This window comes from Paenibacillus intestini (assembly GCF_030803945.1).
Taxonomy (GTDB): domain Bacteria; phylum Bacillota; class Bacilli; order Paenibacillales; family Paenibacillaceae; genus Paenibacillus; species Paenibacillus polysaccharolyticus.
This window is the reverse complement of the sequence record NZ_JAURUN010000001.1, coordinates 1,000,149-1,017,570: the sequence shown is the minus strand read 5'-3', so window position 1 is coordinate 1,017,570 and position 17,422 is coordinate 1,000,149. Positions and strand designations below refer to the sequence as shown.

Sequence of the window (17,422 nt, the reverse complement as noted above, 5' to 3'; positions counted from 1 at the left end):
TTGCCGCGCAATGCGCGGCTTTTTTGTGTTCTTTTAGAGATCCGATGTCTGGAGATGTTGAACTGGAAGAATAATGTTGACAGTGTCCACAATCCTGATTAATATAATGTTGACAATGTCCACTAAAAGGGAGGTTTCGTAATGAGCTCTCAACATATTCAACCTGAGGTTCTGGCAGACATGCGGCGGTTTAACCGTTTTTATACGAATATACTCGGGGTGCTTGATAAGCATATTCTCGGGACGGGATATTCTTTTGCCGAGGTACGCGTCATCATCGAGATTGGCATGCGCGGCGAAAGCATTGCAAACAATCTGGTCGATACACTAACGATTGATCGCAGCTACATGAGCCGCATTGTGAACAAGCTGACAAAGGAAGGACTGCTCATTAAGGTGGATTCCACAGAAGACAGCCGGGTTAGCCTCATTCGCCTGACGGAAAAAGGGCAGGTGCTATTTGCTGAACTGAATGACCGATCCGATCAGCAGATTATGAAATTAATGCAAAATTTAAACGAAGAAGAGATTCAAGAGGTGTATGCCTCTATGATGAACATCCAAGAGAAGCTGAACAAGAAGGCAGGAGAGAGAGCACGATGATACGATTTGAATGTGATTATAACGAAGGTGCGCACGAACGCATTTTGCAGCGATTAATGGAAACTAATATGGAGCAAACGAGTGGTTACGGCACAGATGATCATTGTGAGCGTGCGCGTATGCTGATCCGGCAGGCCTGCGGTCAAGAAGAGGCAGATGTACATTTTCTCGTCGGAGGTACACAGACCAACACAACGGTAATTGCATCTATTCTTCGTCCACATCAAGGCGTCATTGCCGCGGTATCTGGCCATATTGCTGTTCATGAGACAGGTGCGATTGAGGCGACAGGACACAAGGTGCTGACGGTTCCGAGTCCGGACGGCAAAATTACGGCTACGCAAGTGAAAGCTGCCTATGATGCACATGCACAGGAATCGTCACCAGAGCACAGTGTGCAACCGGGCATGGTATACATATCCCAACCGACCGAGTATGGCACAATGTATAGCAAAGCTGAACTTGAAGCGCTGTATGCAGTAAGCAAGGCGTGTGGTCTGCCATTTTTTGTGGATGGAGCACGTCTCGGTTATGCTCTTGCATCCAAAGATTGTGATATGACGATGGCCGATCTTGCTCGACTCTGCGATGTATTTTATATTGGGGGAACCAAAATTGGTACATTGATGGGTGAGGCAGTTGTTATTCTCAATGATGCGTTGAAACGCGATTTCCGTTATATTATCAAGCAAAAGGGTGGCTTATTGGCGAAAGGAAGACTTCTAGGTATTCAGTTTGAAACGTTGTTTGAAGATGGTCTGTATCTCGAAATTTCCCGTCATGCCGTTGATATGGCTTTGAAAATTCATGATACCCTTAAGCAACATGGTGTGGAGTTCTTGTATGATTCTCCAACGAATCAGCAGTTCCCGATTCTGCCGGATTCCTTGCTGGCACAATTGAGTGAAGACTACACATTTACATTTTGGGAAAAGGTTGACCATTCCCGTAGTGCGGTTCGCTTCTGTACCAGTTGGGCCACTCGTCTGGAAAACGTAGAAGCACTAACGCGTGATATTGCATCACTGTTGCAGAAAGACAAAGGTCAAGCTGAATCGACTGAAAAAATTGCGGTGTTAGAGACTGCGGTAATGGTGTAACTGGATTGGTGTGATTGAATGCGTAAATAACAGTAGAATCAAGTGGGCTATCCGAATCAAGCATGCTGCCACTGAAGTAGAGCACCTCCTCAGCAAGCGAGTTGAGTGAAGGGTCAAACGCTACCGATCATGACAGAGCTTATTCGGGGCGTTTTAGCGAGTAAATTTTTCTAACGATCACCACAGACGTTATTCGACTAAGAATCGCGCTTTTTCAGGATAAAATGCTGATTTATTATAAAATAAGCTTCCTGGTGATCGTTAAAATTTAGCATTGCCTGATTCGAGCCAAATAGCGTTTCTGGTGATCGTTAGAACTTTCTAACTGGCCAGGAGTGGTCTACTGTTTTCATAAATTAGTGCCCACATACAATCATCCAAGGATAGAGAGCTGATTATAGGGATTAGATGTGCCTGGAATAGAATTTGGGGGTGTCTTGCAGGTGAGCTGTAACCTGTAAGGCACTTCTTTGTATTTTATATGAAAATGATGCAATCCGGATTTTATGTGCAATGCTAAATATATTAGGAATTCTTTTATTAGAAGTGAGTTTATTAGAAGTGAGTTTATTAGAAGTGAGTTTATTAGAAATTAGATTACTAGAAGTGAGTTTATTAAGGGATAGTTTAGGAGGGGGTAGAAACATTAGACCTCCGTTGTTAGACTGTGATTGTTAAATTTTAGTGGTTAGACCTTAGTGGTGAGGTTAGATTGACATCTTTCTCCGAATAATTTAAGGTATTATAGATATATTATGTCTCTAATGTGAAGGAGAGAAGTTATGCAACCGGAAGATAAACAATCCTTTCCAACAAAAAGTTCATTGGGTAAAAATTCATCTACTTTTTCAATAAATGAATCGACTCCAGCGATCGAAGACCTTCAAAATAAGCTTCCTATACAATCCATGCCTCTCCTAACGATGTTACAGCCATCCCCCGGAGAACGGATTTTGGATTTGGGATGTGGGAATGGCATACTGACGGCTAAAATTGCGGCAACCGGAGCAATTACCACCGGAATTGATTTTTCTAAAGAGAGTATTGCACAGGCTATGGAGAAACATCCCGGACTGGATTTTCAGATCGCAGATGCTGCTCATTATCGGACAAAGGAACGTTATGATGCTGTATTTTCTCATGCTGCATTTCATTGGATGGCTGATGCACCAGCTGCCTTGAAAACCGTGCAATTGGCGTTAAAGGAAGGAGGACGTCTTGTTACTGAGTTTGCAGGAAGCGGTAATACGGCGATCCTTCTTCATGCGGTTCGGGACGAGTTGCTCACAAGAGGATACACATGGGAAGGACGTAATCCGTGGTATCACCCTACCGTAGGTGAGTTTTCAAGCTTGCTGGAGCAGCATGGATTACGAGTGTTATTCATACAACATGCTGACACGATGAGGCCACTGAAACAGGGAGTCCGTCCATGGCTCACTAGCTTTGCTTCGTATCTGTTCCATGATATTGAAGCAGCCGAGCAGGAGATAATGATGGAGGTTGTCGAAAAGAAAGTAAAAGCGCAGCTTTATCGTGAAGGGCAGTGGAATCTGGATATTGCCAGAATGCGAGTTGTGGCTGTAAAAGGTTAACGATTAAGAATACAATAGCCAGGCTGGCATAATCTCGACTCATTTCAGGAGGATCGCATGAAAATAGAGAAACCCAAACTGACCTTGCAGTTGCTTGAATCTGAACCGACCTATACTTTGGATTCGAAAATAGAGTACAAGGACAGACTGTTTGAACATATGACACTGGACATGCTGGAGGTGAGCAAAGCATCATTCGAGAACGTGGTGTTCCGGCATGTAACCATTCTGGAGTCATCACTTGAACATTGTGAGTTTACGGATGTGCGGTTCGAGCACTGCGACTTTTCCAATGTGAATCTGCAAAATACGTTTATGCATCGCACGGAGTGGGCCAATTGCAAACTGGTCGGCACGGACTTTTCCGGTAGCAGGTGGCAGAACGTTAGCATTGTGCAGAGTATATGCGATTATAGCAATTTTCGCTTTTCCCATCTCAAACAGGTTGAGTATGTCGAGTGTAGCTTGAACGGTGCGGATTTCGGATATCTGAAATTACAAAAGATCGCATTCGGTGCATGTAGACTGGATCAGGTGACTTTTACCGGAACACCTATGAAAGGATTGGACCTCAGTGATAGTGAATTTGATGCTCTTGTTCTTACGCTGGAGGATCTGGCCGGGTGCGCAATCGCGCCGCATCAGGCAGCCACGTTTGCCGGATTAATGGGACTAATCATCAAATAACGTTCAAAAAGATATACAGAATCGTGATTTAGTGTTATCCTTAACTGTTACGTGTGACATAAAGATTCGTTTTATGTAGAGATGTGCGTAGATGAAGGAGATAACATGACATTTCAGGAATTAAACATTATCCCTCCGATTTTGGAAGGATTGAAAAAAGCAAATTACAGTAAACCTACTCCGATTCAGGAGCAATCCATACCAGCCGTGCTTGCGGGCAGAGATTTACTTGGTTGTGCGCAGACGGGAACAGGTAAGACGGCGGCATTTTCGGTGCCCATTATCCAGTTGTTAAGCCAAGGCAGCAAGCAGAAACAAGGTACTCCCGGTAAACAGTCAGATCAAAAAGTAAAATCCGTCCGCGCGATTCGCTCACTGATCTTGTCCCCAACAAGGGAGCTAGCCATTCAAATATCCGATAATATTAAAATGTACAGCAGATACACCGACATTCGCTCTGTGGCGATTGTGGGAGGCGTATCTCAAAGAGTACAGGAACGCGCGCTGCAACAGGGAGCAGACATTATCATTGCTACACCCGGACGCTTGATGGATCTGGTGAATCAGAAGCAGATTGATCTGAGCAAAGTAGAGATTCTTGTACTGGATGAAGCTGACCGTATGCTTGATATGGGTTTTATCCACGATGTGAAACGCATCATCGCCAAGATGCCAAACAAAAAACAGACTTTATTCTTCTCAGCAACCATGCCGCCAGAGATTGTGAAGATGGTGCAAACACTGCTGGTGAACCCTGTGAAAGTGGAAATTACCCCGGTATCATCAACGGTAGATCGTATTCAACAGTCTGTATATTTGCTGGAGCACGGCAAGAAGCAGAACATGTTAAATCATATTTTGCAGGATAAATCCATTGCTACAGCACTGGTATTCACTCGGACCAAACGCGGAGCTGATCGGGTTACGCGAGATTTGGCCAAAATAAACGTGACGGCGCAGGCCATTCACGGTAACAAGTCACAGAATGAACGGCAACGGGCGCTGAACAATTTTAAAAGTGGTGTAACTCGTGTGCTGGTCGCAACCGATATTGCCGCGAGAGGTATCGATGTGGAAGAGTTGACACATGTCATCAACTTCAATCTGCCGAACATCCCTGAGACTTATGTTCACCGCATTGGACGGACAGGACGAGCTGGGAAAAGCGGGATGGCGATCTCGTTCTGTGAGAAGGATGAGCTTCCTTTCCTGAAAGATATCGAGAAAGTCATCAAGAAGTCGATTCCCGAAGTGAAGGATCATCCTTACCCGATGACGAATATGCCCGTTTTTGCCCCAATGAATCAAACGAATCAAGGTAAACGGACAAAACAAAGTTCCAGAACAGCTGATAGTAGATCTGGATTTAATCGCGCTGCGGATAAACCGGCGAAATCCAAAGCCAATCCGGCGCGTAAGCCTAAGTCCGAATGGTTTACCAAACGAGATAAAGCAGCATCCGGCGGTAGAAGCGAAGAACGTAGCTCGAATGGTTCACGTTCTGGACGTAGCGACAACCCTCAAGCCAAAGTTAAGGGTGCGCCGTCATCTGAGAGAGTGCGTAAAGCAGATCATAGCCAAACGGGTAGCCGTTCTACCTATCAGAGCCAACAGCGTCGTAGCAAAACGCGCAATGATAAGGTTAATTAATAGACAACAGAAACAGAACGAGGCCTTCTCCGATCTATAGGAGGAGGTTTTCTTTGTGTAAGGCTTCGATTAAAATTGAAGATAAATGAGTTCAGTTTAGAGGAGGAAGTATTGTGACGGGTAGCATTATGGATTATTGTCTTGGCAAAAAAGGTGCTGTGAAGGAATTTCCATTCGGGCCTGAAGCGGCAGTGATTAAGGTAGCCGATAAAATATTTGCACTTCTGTTTGAAGGCAATGGAGAGAACAGTCGTTTGAATCTGAAATGTGATCCGATCATTGCGGAGAACCTGAGAGAGCAGCATGAGGCTGTTATTCCCGGTTACCACATGAATAAAAAGCACTGGAATACCGTTAAACTGGATGGTTCCCTACCGAATGAGGACATATATGCCATGATTGATCACTCCTATGACTTGATCGTGCAGAAGCTTCCAAAGAGGATTCAGGAGACACTGAGCGAATAGATTTAGTGAGACCAGATGCGGTTGTAGCAGTTTTCGGAATACACAAAGATGATGAGGAGTGGATGTGAATGGATCAACAGCATCAGATCGCCATGGTTCAACAAATGCGTCAGCAAAGCTCGGGAAATGATCAGAGTCTCCAACCAAGTCTTACATATGATGTTACTGTAAAAGAATACACGATTCCTACCTCCGCCGGAGAAACCCGGGTGTTGGTGTATGTGCCAAACCGAAAGAAGAACGAACAAGCCGTAACTTGGCCCGTGTTCTTTAACATGCATGGAGGCGGCTTTGTGCTGGGTCAAGCCGACGGGGACGACCCTTGGTGTCGTTTGATTGCAGATCGTGCAGCATGCCTCGTCGTAAACATTGATTATAAGTTAGCACCTGAACACAAATTTCCCACGGCTGTCCATGAGTGTTATGACGTCGTGAAATGGATGCATTCCAATGCAGATCAGTTCTCCGCTAATGCAGCTATGTTTGCTATTGGTGGTCATAGTGCGGGAGGCAATCTGGCAGCATCGGTATGCTTACTGAATAGGGAACGTGGGGGCGAATTACCAATACTGCTCCAAATTATTGATTATGCTGTGCTGGACGTGGCTACAGAACCCGGGGAGAAACCTGACTTTCCGGAAGCTATCCCAGCCCATGTGGCTAGAACGTTTAATGCAATGTATTTATCAAAACCAGAGGATGCTTCGAACCCCTTAGTTTCTCCGTTGCTTGCCGAATCACTCTCTAATTTGCCTGAGGCTCTGATTATTACTGCGGAGAGAGATTCTCTAGCTGAAGAAGCGCGTGCATATGCCGCGAAGCTGGAAGCAGACGGTGTAAAGGTGACCCACAAAGAGTACGCAGGGGCAGTGCACGGTTTTACACATCATGGCGATATTGAAATGGCTGAAGATGCTTGGTATTTGATGAGTGACAAGTTAAGGGACGTTTTTAGCCGCACAGAAGTTTGATATAAAACGATGACGTTGAAGCCGCCTATGGGCGGCTTTTTTGTGTGAAGTTATAAAGTTCGTCAAACGGGGCTTCTGAGTATGTCATCATCTTAATAAAATATATAATTGGGGATTACAACTTTTTCATAAAGGGTAAGAGGTGTTAATTGCAGGTAATCATAACCAAAATCAGGAGGTTCATATGAATCCAAATAACCCTTCGAGTGATATCGCCATTCTTGGCATGGGAACGGCTCTCCCTGTACACAAGGTAGCTCAGCCGGACATTGCGGAGCTTATCGCTTCTTCACTGGTTGATCGACCGGATTTGGCGAGGTTTGCCAAGCGAATTTTCAAATCTTGTGGTGTAGAGACACGGTATACCGTGGAACCGAGTTATCTTGGAACATTGGAAGAATGCCGTTATATCCCCTTAGGTGAACAGACAGATATTCCAACGACAAGGGAACGCATGGATACATACCAGCGGGAGGCGCTCCCTCTGGCGATTAGGGCAGCGGAAGAAGCGATGCAAGACGCACAGATCTCTCCCGAAGCGATAACTCACATAATAACGGTCAGCTGCACCGGGCAGTATCTGCCAGGACTTGATGTGCAATTAATCCAACACTTTAGACTTTCTGCTCGGGTGAACCGATTACCACTTATTTTCCAGGGCTGTGCAGCAGGATTAAAAGCAATCCAGATGGCTCGTGACGTCGTACAGGGTGCTCCAGGCTCGCAAGTGTTGGTTGTTTGCGTGGAATTATGCACGCTTCATTTCCAGCCGGTGCATGATCGGGAGGCACTGTTTGCTGCGTCGTTCTTTGGAGATGCCGCTTCTGCATCCATCGTGGGTACGCCAGAAGCGCAGCACAGAGACTACCTGAGTCTGGGAACCGGATATTCGGTGTTGCTACCGGATTCGACGGAGGACATGACGTGGAAAGTGGCCGATTACGGATATGATTTGCATCTGTCGCCACGCATCCCGAAGTTACTTGGCAATCATTTGCAAGAAGAACTGAGTCTTTTGCTGCAAAGTGAACAGCTCCCCGAACTATGGGCAATACATCCGGGCGGACGAGGAATCGTAGATTCTGTTCAGGAAGTGATGAATTTGAAGTCGGAACAGACGAAGTACAGTCGGGATGTTTTGAGAGATTACGGCAACTTGTCTTCGAATACGATCTTGTTTGTACTGCAAGCGATGCGCATGGATATGAAAAAGCAGGAACAATCATCGACGGAAGGCGTAGCTATGGCTTTTGGTCCCGGACTTACTGCAGAATTAATGAAATTCACGTATGTTCCGGCGTTAACTTCGGTCATGGAGGAGCAGGATCATGTCCTTCTTTAGAAGATTAAGCAGTCGTGCCAGAGAAGACGAACTGATGGATGACTTTTCGATGGGTGGAGAAGAACTGCGTGAAGCGTTGCGACATTTACGGCGGTTGAACAAAATATTTGCTGCTCCGGGTCCCACCGTGTCCGGTGTGGAGAAGTTATGGAAATCCGTCGGTAAGCCGGATACCCTAACACTGCTGGACGTTGGTGCGGGTTCAGGAGATGTGAATCAGAAGCTATTACATTGGGCGAAAAAACAAGGGATAGATATGCAAATTACGCTAGTGGATCTGACCGAAGAGGCTTGTGAAGAAGCAAGACAGTTGTTTCAGAGCGAGCCTCGTGTTCGAGTACAGCGTGCCGATCTAACAGCGTTGCCTGATGATTCAGCCGATATTGTGACAGGCTCACAGTTCATTCACCATTTCGAAGGAGAACAGCTTGTGGACATGGTTGGTCATATGCTTCGTGCTTCGAGATATGGTGTGGTTATCAACGATATTCACCGTCATCCGGTGTCTTATAAAGCGGTATGGATTACAACAAGACTTATCTCGCGTAACCGTTATATTCGTCATGACGGACCGTTGTCGGTAGCCAAGGGATTTACAGATCAGGATTGGCAGGAACTCAAACAGCGGTTGAACCATGACACGATGACCTATGAGTGGAAACCGTTATTCCGATATTCTGTGGTGATTCCGCGAAAGGGAGGCCTCGTAACATGATGAAATCAACCGATGTAATCATTGTTGGAGCTGGCATTGCGGGCAGTAGTTGTGCGATCGAACTGGCCAGGCAAGGTCATCGAACGTTGTTACTCGATCGGCAACAGTTTCCCAGACATAAAACATGTGGGGAGTTCATGTCACCTGAAACGAAGGAGATGCTGGAGCGTCTTGGCATTCATCTATTGAATCAGGAGAAGAGCCCCAGCAGTATGGATCATGCCCGAATTACGATGCCGGATGGTGGTGAGATTGAAGCACCTTTGCCTGGATTCGCCTATGGAATAAGCCGATATGAGCTGGATCAACTACTGCATCAGCAGGCATATACCGCCGGGGCTGAAATTTTAACGAAAGTGAATATTGCTTCGATCCGGCAACTTGAAAATCAGAGTTATGAAGTCGAGGTGAAGCAGGGCAATGAACGGAGATGTTATCAAGCCAAGGCGGTTATCGGGGCATATGGCAGCAAAAAGTTGAGAGGAACAAGTAGCGAAGAAGGGGTTCGGGACGAGACGATATATGTCGGTGTCAAATCTCATTACAGAGGTATTAACATACCGGCGAGGGTAGAATTATATTTTTGTGATGGTGGTTATGTGGGCATATCCCCGATTGAAAACGACACGGTTAATGTTGCCGCATTGTTAACACTTGATTCTGTACAGGGGAGCGGCAAGTCCGTAACAGAGATTTTGCAGGCGGCCGCGATGACGAATGCAAATCTGGCGGCTCGTTTAGCAGAAGGGGAAGCCATTCAGGGAACCCAAGTGTCTGTTGCGCCTTTGCAATTGTCTAATGTCCCGGAACCGTGGTCCGATTATCCGCATATTGGGGATACGATGATGGTCATTCCCCCTTTGTGCGGAGACGGGATGTCCATTGCCCTTCGTTCTTCGATTGTGTGCGCGCGGTGGACAGATGCATATCTTAAGGACGAGGTTGACTATAGCACATGGCAAAGCGAGTATACACTCGAAGCGAATCGGGAGTTCGCCCCATTGCTTCGAAGAGCCAGAACGATTCAGAATCTTGCTTTTGCAAAAACCAACCGCTTTTATCCTGCTCTAGCTCGAATGTTTCCTGGGCTTGCGACCTACGTTGTAAAAGCGACGAGACTGTCTGAGATGAAATAAGCTGCCGAGAGCAGCTTTTTGTCGTTACTACAGGTGTTCGGAACAACGATTCACAACATTTTGTATGAAAATGGAGCAGGACTCTTTGGCAAATTGAAAAATGCTCGTATAATAGAGTCTAATGTATGATTAGAGCTAGAAATTATATAGATTAGATGCCGAGAGGATGTTAGTAAAGATGAATTATACCTTTTCCAACCGGATTGCATCACTGCAACCGTCTATTATTCGTGAGATTTTGAAAGCTTCTTCAGGTCAAAATGTAATCCCATTCTCAGCAGGCAATCCTGCGCCAGAAACGTTCCCGATTGAAGCGATTCGTACCTTCACCCAGTCGATTCTGGAACAAGACCCGGTTACAGCGTTGCAATATGGCATCACGGAAGGATATGTACCGCTTCGTGAAGCACTCCAGCAACACCTGGAACAGAATTTCAACACAGGTAAGCTGTCCGACCAACTTTTTATCGTGTCAGGGGCACAACAGGGTATTGAGCTTGCGTGTAAAGTGCTGTGTAATGAAGGCGATACGATTATCTGCGAAAGTCCCAGCTTTATCGGTTCTCTGAATTCCTTCCGTGCTTCCGGTGCGAAGCTGGCAGGGGTTCCGATGGAGACGGACGGTATGGACATTGATAAACTGGAGCATGCGCTGCAAACCGAGCCGAATGTAAAAATGATCTATGTTATTCCTAGTTTCCAAAATCCTACAGGTGTAACCACCAGTCTGGAGAAGCGCCGAGCGATCTATGCACTGGCTAAGAAATATGGTGTTATGATTCTGGAGGATAATCCATATGGAGAGCTTCGATTTAATGGTGAGGACGTGCCAACGATTAAGTCTATGGACGAAGACGGCTTGGTCATCTATGTCGGGTCGTTCTCCAAGATTCTGTCGGCCGGACTGCGAGTAGGCTTTGTACAGGCTCCGCATGAAGTCGTGGAGAAGATGGTTGTAGCCAAGCAGGGAGAAGACGTACATACAGCGATGCTTCCGCAGATTCTGGCTCATCGTTTTATGACGGAATATGATTATGCAGGGCATATCAATCTTATTCGTGATGTCTACCTCCGAAAGGCTACACTGATGATGGACAAGCTACAAGAGCATCTAGGCGATGCTGTGACCTATACTCGTCCAGATGGCGGACTATTCCTATGGTGTGATCTGCCTGCTCATGTACCGATGGTGGATTATGCCAAAACTGCTGCTGCGCAAGGTGTAGCTGTAGTACCAGGAAATGCGTTCCTCGTGAATGAGCAAGATCCGTGCAATGCCATTCGATTGAATTTCTCAACACCGTCAGACGAGCAAATTGCCAAAGGTGTGGAGATTCTTGGACAAGTTTTAAGGAACTCGTTCTCGTAAAAAACAAATTTATGACGAAGCCGCCCATGGGCGGCTTTTTGTATGATCAGATCAGCCAGTCGTCATTATTTGGTTCGTATAACAAGAGAAGATAGAGGTTATAAGTCTGGTACAGCATTTCATAACCGAATATTTATCTGCACGCCAGCAAACATTAAAATTTTGTTCAATGTTGACAGAAGTCCACGTGGCTATATATATTGTATTTACCGACTATAAAGTCGGTAAATACAATAAGAGATGGGTGTGTATCATGGAAAGGAATTATGGCCTTCAGCCGCCGATCCCATTGAGTTTAAAATCCGTAGCAGGCTTCGTACTTATTTTGATCATTTGGCAGGGTGGTACTATATTATGGTTTCATTTAGTAAATACTCTGATTCCTGCTACCCGTTCCGGATTACCTCAATTGGTCACACTATATTTGTCTTTTTCTTTCCTGATTCTCGGCGTTTACATGATCACCAGGTATTTCTTTAAAATCCCGTTTAGAACATTTTTGTTTGAAGGTAAAAGACCTGATTTCCGCAAGTTTGCTATTTATTTTGCATGGTACTTCACTGCGCTTATCCTGTATTTACTTGTCGATGTCGCCTTGCATCCTCAAGCTTTTACGCTTAATTTTGATCCGCTTCCGTGGTTAGGTGTACTCGTAGTAACTGCTCCTTTGGTTTTGTTTCAAAGTGCTGCTGAAGAGATTTTATTTAGAGGTTATATGTACCGTATGTTCAGATCATTAAGAGGCAGTGCATTCTGGTCTATCTTGGTCACTTCCCTAATTTTTGCTCTGCTCCATGGGTTTAACCCCGAAATGCTGCATTACGGGATTTTTGGACCTCTGTATTATTTGCTGGTAGCGCTCTTTTTGGGAATCGTAGCTTACCATACGAATGGTCTAGCTGCTCCCATCGGTATTCATTTTGCCACGAACATGTTTAATACATCCATCTGGGGATATGGAACATCGACTTTGGAAAACATGGGTCTGCAAAATGTTGTATACCGCCACACATTAGACATGCCATTTGCATTCTTTGGGATTTTTGTTATCGTTATCTCATATGTTGCTTTTCAATTATTCAAGCATAAAAGGAACCGTTCGTAAGGTTTCGGGAGGACTCATGACCAGAAGAAGATTGCCAGCAGAGGAAGCTAAAACAATCATTTTAAACCATGCTAAACAGTTATTTATCGAAAAAGGCTATGACCGAGCTACGATGGATGACTTATGTGCATTGACACAGATGAGCAAAGGAAACTTATACCATCACTTTAAAAATAAAGAGGTACTGTTTCTCCAGCTGCTTACTCAGCATACTGAACAAATGTCACAAAAATGGCTTCGTTTGATGGAGCATACTTCGTCCCCCAGCGAACAGCTGCTTGAAATGGCTGATTTATTCGGAAGAGACTGTGAAAGTCCATTAATCCAGGCGCTTGAAGAGTATTCCAGAACACTTTCTAGTGAATCCGAGTCATTGACTACATTAAAGGAGATCACAGAAGTAGCCTATACTGCAATTAGGCAGGTGTTGCAGACGGGGATTAATCAAGGTATTTTTATGAATGAGGACATCGAAACATTGAGCTTTGGGGTCATGTCAACCTTGGCTGGAGCAACCCAACTCTGCTTAACTAAGCCAAATCTAAGCGGGGATGAATACGCGGCTCTGCATGTCAAAGCGGTTAAGTTGCTACTAAAAGGCATTGCTATAGGTTGACCAGGGAGTCGTCACTATTCGGTTGTTTGTAGGATACAAACATTTTACCGAGTAGACGACTCTTTTTTTAGCCTTTTAATTGTCCACCAGCGCACTCAATTCTGCCCGAAATACATTCTGACCCTTTTGGTTATATGTACTGAGCAATACCGTCACCGTGCCATTCCCGGTTCGTCTCGGACGAAGTCCGGTGACTTCAGCGATAACGTGAAGTTCATCCCCTGGATAGACAGGTTTCAAAAATTGAATATGGTTCATGCCAGTGCCAGCGATAATATGCTCACCGTACACGCCAACATCGATCCATAGTCGGAACGTGACATTCAGGGTCTGCATGCCTGATGCAATCAGATCTCCGAAGCGTCCTTTTTTTGCTTTGTCCTCATCCAGATGCATATATTGCGGATCGTAAAGTTCGGCAAAATGAAGAATGTCCTCCCTCGTTAAGAGAACCGATCCGGTTTCGTAACGCTGTCCTAGTTTAAAATCGCTGAATTTCATGTTTGACCACTCCGATTTCTTTGGATTTACTTAGCATATATTAACATGCTTATGTTCAATCTCCCTAACCATTGAGATCAGAAATTTGGATGTTTGGTCCTATTTTAGATAGAATATGAGAAACGGGGAAGTACATTCAGGCATAAGTATAGAAACATGAGGCAGATGTGTATGGAAAAAAGAGGAGGCAAATGACATGGGCGTACCTACTTTTCTCGAAACAGGTCACATGGCCGAAGGGTTTCCCATTCGGTTAATTTATACAGGTGCAGAATTCAATTATGCGGCACATTGGCATGATGAAGTGGAACTTGTTATCGTGACTGGAAAACATGCACGAATCGGTGTAAATGAGCAAATTTTTGAACTGAACCAAGGGGATATGGTTCTAATCAAGCCGGGGGACGTGCATTATTTTATGCCAGGCACCGGAAGGCTGACGATTTTGCTGTTTCGGCTTGAATTGTTAACCGGGAGCTTTACGAGTGAAGCGGAGATGCAAGAGCTGGGAACACTTTTGAATCAAACGTCCATCATTCCGTCGGGCAGTCAGTCCAACCCGGGTCCTTATATTGATGCGATTGCCGTGGAGAAAACAAATCAGAAACCCGGTTACCGCTGGCTTATGGTATCCCGGTTATATGATCTAATCGTCTTGTTACTACGTACCACGCCCCCGGCTTCACAAACGGATTCGTCGCCATGCTGGCCTTGCGTATCTTCCAAAAAGTTCGAGTTTCTCGAATCCGTATGCGAGTATTTGGAAGAGCACTATGCCGAGCCGATTAAGCTGGAGCAGGTGGCAGAACATATGAAGTTCAGTAAGTTCCATATCTGCAAACTATTCAAAGAAATCAAGGGCATCACGTTAATGGAATATTTGAATCATTTTCGCATTATTAAGTCGGAGTGGGCGCTTTTGTTTCGTCAGGAATCCATTTTGGAGATTGCGATCAGTCACGGATTCAACAATGTGAACTCTTATAATCGTCTTTTTAAAAAATACAATAACTGCACGCCGTCCGAATTTCGCAAACGTCATCGTTCCAATATCGCAAAATATCAAGGATGATTGACAATATTTGTGGAGAAAGCCACCGCTCAAATTCTTATACTCAAATAAATTGTAAGCGTTTCCTTTTTAGGGAGGGTACTTTTATGAAGAGATGGTTTAAGCGGTTTGTTGTACCAGTCACGCTGCTTGCAAGTTCTATACTCTTGCTCGTCGGTTGCCAGACAGGTGCATCCAATCAAGCGAAGCAACAGGAGATTACGGTCTGGAGTTTTACGGATGAGGCAGGCTATGCGATTGAGAAATTCGAGGAGAAGTATCCAGATATCAAAGTGAATTTCGTTAATATTCCAGGCAACTTTTACCTGACCAAGCTCAAATCAGCACTTCAGACCAGTTCCAAAGCACCCGACGTGTTTATGATTGAAAATGCAAATATTCGGGAACTTATTGATGTACCATATTTGGAAAATTTATCAGCTGCACCATACAATGCAAACGAGTTAATTAAGGAGCAGTACCCTTTTGTTCAGGCTAATGAGCAGGATAGTGAGGGGAACGTTCGCGCCATTGGATATCAAGGTACACCTGGTGGCATCTATTATCGCCGTGATCTGGCGAAGGAATATCTGGGTACCGATGATCCAGAGAAAGTCAGCGCCCAGATTGATACATGGGAGAAGATTTTTGCTATCGGAGAAAAGGTACAAGAACAAAGTGGCAACAAGGTACATGCACTGGCGAACTGGAACGGGATAGCCAACTCGTACGGTGGCATTCCTTGGGTGAAAGATGGGAAGCTCGTCATTGATCCTACGTATATGAAGGTGCTTGATCTGGTGCGTGAGGCAAGGGAGCGCCGTGTACTTGGTGAGTACGAGGATGGAAGTGCAGGTTATGCAGCCTCGATGCAAAAAGGTGAAGTGATGTTCTATCCTGCGGCGACTTGGGGATTGCAGTTTACATTCAAAGCAAACGCACCCGATACCGAAGGGTTATGGGGTTTGGCACACGGGCCTTCGTCCTTCAGTTCAGGAGGGACTTACATCGCGATGTATAACAAGAGTGATCAGAAGGATGCCGCCTGGAAATTCATTGAATTTTACAACTTTAATCACGAATTTCTGACGGGACTTGCCAAGGAGCAGGATTACTTTACGAGCAACATGGTCGTGAATGACCAGCTTGCAGACTCGCTGACTTCAGCCTATCTGGGTGGACAAAAGCATTTTGAATTTTTCTCAGAGGCCGCCAAGCAGGTTCCGGTGTATGAACGCACTAAATATGACGGTATCATCAGCAATGATATCTATCGAAACTTGCTGCAGTTGTATCTAAACGGCGATATTCAGACGAAGGAAGAAGTGGTGAAACGCATCAAACGTGACGTGCGCTTAAGGTTCCCAGAACTAGAGGTAGAGTAAGTTTACTACTCCAGAACCTAGGAAGTTAACTAAGTGTTTACACAAACAACGGAGAGGACAGAAGAAAGCTGGAAAAGCGAAGCGGTCGTTTTTATGACTGGATTTTCTCCTTTAAAAAGGGATCAGAAAAATCCGGGGATAACAGCGATTGAAAGACTCTTCTGTCATCGGAGTGCTTGTGTAACCAACGTAGTTCGCTTTAGGTCAATTATTGATTGGAGGACAGCGTATGTTTGCCAAGACAATTCGAAAAGACCATTACGGGTACTACTTTATTGCTCCTTTTTTTATCGTGTTTGCCATCTTTGGACTGTATCCGATTCTCTACTCGCTATATATCAGTTTCACGAATTTCGACGGGATCACCACGCCTGAGTTCGTCGGGATCGGTAACTATGTCGCGGTGCTTCAAGACCCGCTTTTCTACAAAACATTGTTTAATACACTCTTCATTTGGGGTGTATCGGTAGTACCACAACTGACGGTCTCCCTTGTACTTGCTTTTATTTTGAACGACAAGTTGTTAAAAGGACGGGATATTTTCCGGGCGGTATACTTCTTCCCTAACATCGTTACGGCTGCTTCGCTCGGTTTGCTTGTCAGTCTGATCTTTGATTGGCAGTCGGGTGGACTGAATCATTTTCTCGTGCAGACAGGGTTAATTCAAGACCCGATCAATTGGAAAGATGACCCTTGGTTTATGCGGCTGATCGTGTCATCCATTCTGTTCTTCCAGTACTTTGGTTATTCGATGGTCATCTATCTGGCTGGATTACAAGGGATAGATCCAGCGCTGCAAGAAGCTGCACAAATCGATGGTGCCAAGAAAAAACATATTTTCCTGCACATCATCGTGCCGATGCTCAAACCTATTATATTGTTTCAGATTATTACCTCGATCATTGGGGGCATTCAGATTTTTGACCAGCCGTTTACGTTGACCAATGGTACAGGAGGGCCGGACCGTGCGGCAATGACCAGCATCATGTACCTATATAATGTAGCATTCCAAAGTACACGTTTTGGTTATGGAGCTGCCATTGCATTTTGTCTGTTCATCATTATTATTCTGTTATCGGTTGCATCCTTCATCATGACCAAACGGAAGAGCCGTTCATAGGGAGGGAGA

The 17,422-nt window shown here is 45.1% G+C and carries 17 protein-coding genes; 16 read left to right on the top strand and 1 reads right to left on the bottom strand.

Annotation, left to right across the window (positions count from 1 at the left end):
- Positions 1–141: 141 nt before the first annotated feature.
- The 13 genes from J2T16_RS04375 (at position 142) to J2T16_RS04315 (ending at position 13,356) form a co-directional block, all read left to right on the top strand.
- Positions 142–603 (top strand): MarR family winged helix-turn-helix transcriptional regulator, encoded by a 462-nt coding sequence (locus J2T16_RS04375; RefSeq protein WP_167375624.1) that lies wholly within the window; start codon positions 142–144, stop codon positions 601–603.
- Positions 600–1,703 carry a threonine aldolase family protein gene (locus tag J2T16_RS04370; RefSeq protein ID WP_336122636.1) on the top strand — a complete coding sequence of 368 codons (1,104 nt, stop codon included), beginning with the start codon at positions 600–602 and terminating at the stop codon, positions 1,701–1,703. The genes J2T16_RS04375 and J2T16_RS04370 overlap by 4 nt, the downstream gene beginning before the upstream one ends.
- A 782-nt stretch (positions 1,704–2,485) precedes the next feature.
- The gene (locus J2T16_RS04365; RefSeq protein WP_339838813.1) at positions 2,486–3,298 is read left to right on the top strand and encodes a class I SAM-dependent methyltransferase; all 813 of its coding nucleotides are present in this window, start codon (positions 2,486–2,488) and stop codon (positions 3,296–3,298) included.
- 57 nt (positions 3,299–3,355) lie between these two features.
- Positions 3,356–3,985 carry a pentapeptide repeat-containing protein gene (locus tag J2T16_RS04360; RefSeq protein WP_336122638.1) on the top strand — a complete coding sequence of 210 codons (630 nt, stop codon included), beginning with the start codon at positions 3,356–3,358 and terminating at the stop codon, positions 3,983–3,985.
- Positions 3,986–4,090: 105 nt separating this feature from the next.
- Positions 4,091–5,635 carry a DEAD/DEAH box helicase gene (locus tag J2T16_RS04355; protein ID WP_336122639.1) on the top strand — a complete coding sequence of 515 codons (1,545 nt, stop codon included), beginning with the start codon at positions 4,091–4,093 and terminating at the stop codon, positions 5,633–5,635.
- Positions 5,636–5,748: 113 nt separating this feature from the next.
- Positions 5,749–6,102: an MmcQ/YjbR family DNA-binding protein gene (locus J2T16_RS04350; protein WP_499017823.1), complete on the top strand. Its 354-nt coding sequence runs from the start codon at positions 5,749–5,751 to the stop codon at positions 6,100–6,102.
- Positions 6,103–6,170: 68 nt separating this feature from the next.
- Entirely contained in the window at positions 6,171–7,073 is a 903-nt protein-coding gene (locus J2T16_RS04345) for an alpha/beta hydrolase (RefSeq protein ID WP_499017821.1), read from the top strand.
- A 184-nt stretch (positions 7,074–7,257) separates the two neighbouring features.
- The gene (locus J2T16_RS04340; protein ID WP_499017820.1) at positions 7,258–8,415 is read left to right on the top strand and encodes a type III polyketide synthase; all 1,158 of its coding nucleotides are present in this window, start codon (positions 7,258–7,260) and stop codon (positions 8,413–8,415) included.
- Positions 8,402–9,130, top strand: a complete 729-nt coding sequence (locus J2T16_RS04335) for an SAM-dependent methyltransferase (RefSeq protein ID WP_154984096.1) — start codon at positions 8,402–8,404, stop codon at positions 9,128–9,130. The genes J2T16_RS04340 and J2T16_RS04335 overlap by 14 nt, the downstream gene beginning before the upstream one ends.
- On the top strand, positions 9,127–10,266 hold the full coding sequence (locus J2T16_RS04330) for an NAD(P)/FAD-dependent oxidoreductase (RefSeq protein ID WP_499017819.1): 1,140 nt from the start codon (positions 9,127–9,129) through the stop codon (positions 10,264–10,266). Before J2T16_RS04335 ends, J2T16_RS04330 begins: the two co-directional genes overlap by 4 nt.
- 178 nt (positions 10,267–10,444) lie before the next feature.
- On the top strand, positions 10,445–11,635 hold the full coding sequence (locus J2T16_RS04325; RefSeq protein ID WP_336122645.1) for an aminotransferase-like domain-containing protein: 1,191 nt from the start codon (positions 10,445–10,447) through the stop codon (positions 11,633–11,635).
- 169 nt (positions 11,636–11,804) lie between these two features.
- Positions 11,805–12,740: a CPBP family intramembrane glutamic endopeptidase gene (locus tag J2T16_RS04320; RefSeq protein ID WP_499017818.1), complete on the top strand. Its 936-nt coding sequence runs from the start codon at positions 11,805–11,807 to the stop codon at positions 12,738–12,740.
- Between the two features lie 16 nt (positions 12,741–12,756).
- The gene (locus J2T16_RS04315; protein ID WP_221788680.1) at positions 12,757–13,356 is read left to right on the top strand and encodes a TetR/AcrR family transcriptional regulator; all 600 of its coding nucleotides are present in this window, start codon (positions 12,757–12,759) and stop codon (positions 13,354–13,356) included.
- Positions 13,357–13,431: 75 nt separating this feature from the next.
- Here the strand turns inward: J2T16_RS04315 and J2T16_RS04310 are convergent, their stop codons facing one another.
- Complete coding sequence (locus tag J2T16_RS04310; RefSeq protein WP_221788682.1) at positions 13,432–13,857, bottom strand: MaoC family dehydratase; 426 nt, start codon at positions 13,855–13,857, stop codon at positions 13,432–13,434.
- 196 nt (positions 13,858–14,053) lie between these two features.
- Here J2T16_RS04310 and J2T16_RS04305 point away from each other — a divergent pair, with 196 nt between their 5' ends.
- The 3 genes from J2T16_RS04305 to J2T16_RS04295 all read left to right on the top strand — a co-directional run bounded on the left by J2T16_RS04305 (position 14,054) and on the right by J2T16_RS04295 (position 17,413).
- Positions 14,054–14,929: an AraC family transcriptional regulator gene (locus J2T16_RS04305; protein WP_221788684.1), complete on the top strand. Its 876-nt coding sequence runs from the start codon at positions 14,054–14,056 to the stop codon at positions 14,927–14,929.
- An 86-nt stretch (positions 14,930–15,015) separates the two neighbouring features.
- Complete coding sequence (locus J2T16_RS04300; protein WP_154889264.1) at positions 15,016–16,293, top strand: ABC transporter substrate-binding protein; 1,278 nt, start codon at positions 15,016–15,018, stop codon at positions 16,291–16,293.
- 229 nt (positions 16,294–16,522) lie between these two features.
- Positions 16,523–17,413, top strand: coding sequence for a carbohydrate ABC transporter permease (locus J2T16_RS04295; RefSeq protein WP_090915781.1), 891 nt, complete (start codon positions 16,523–16,525; stop codon positions 17,411–17,413).
- The last annotated feature ends 9 nt before the right edge of the window (positions 17,414–17,422 follow it).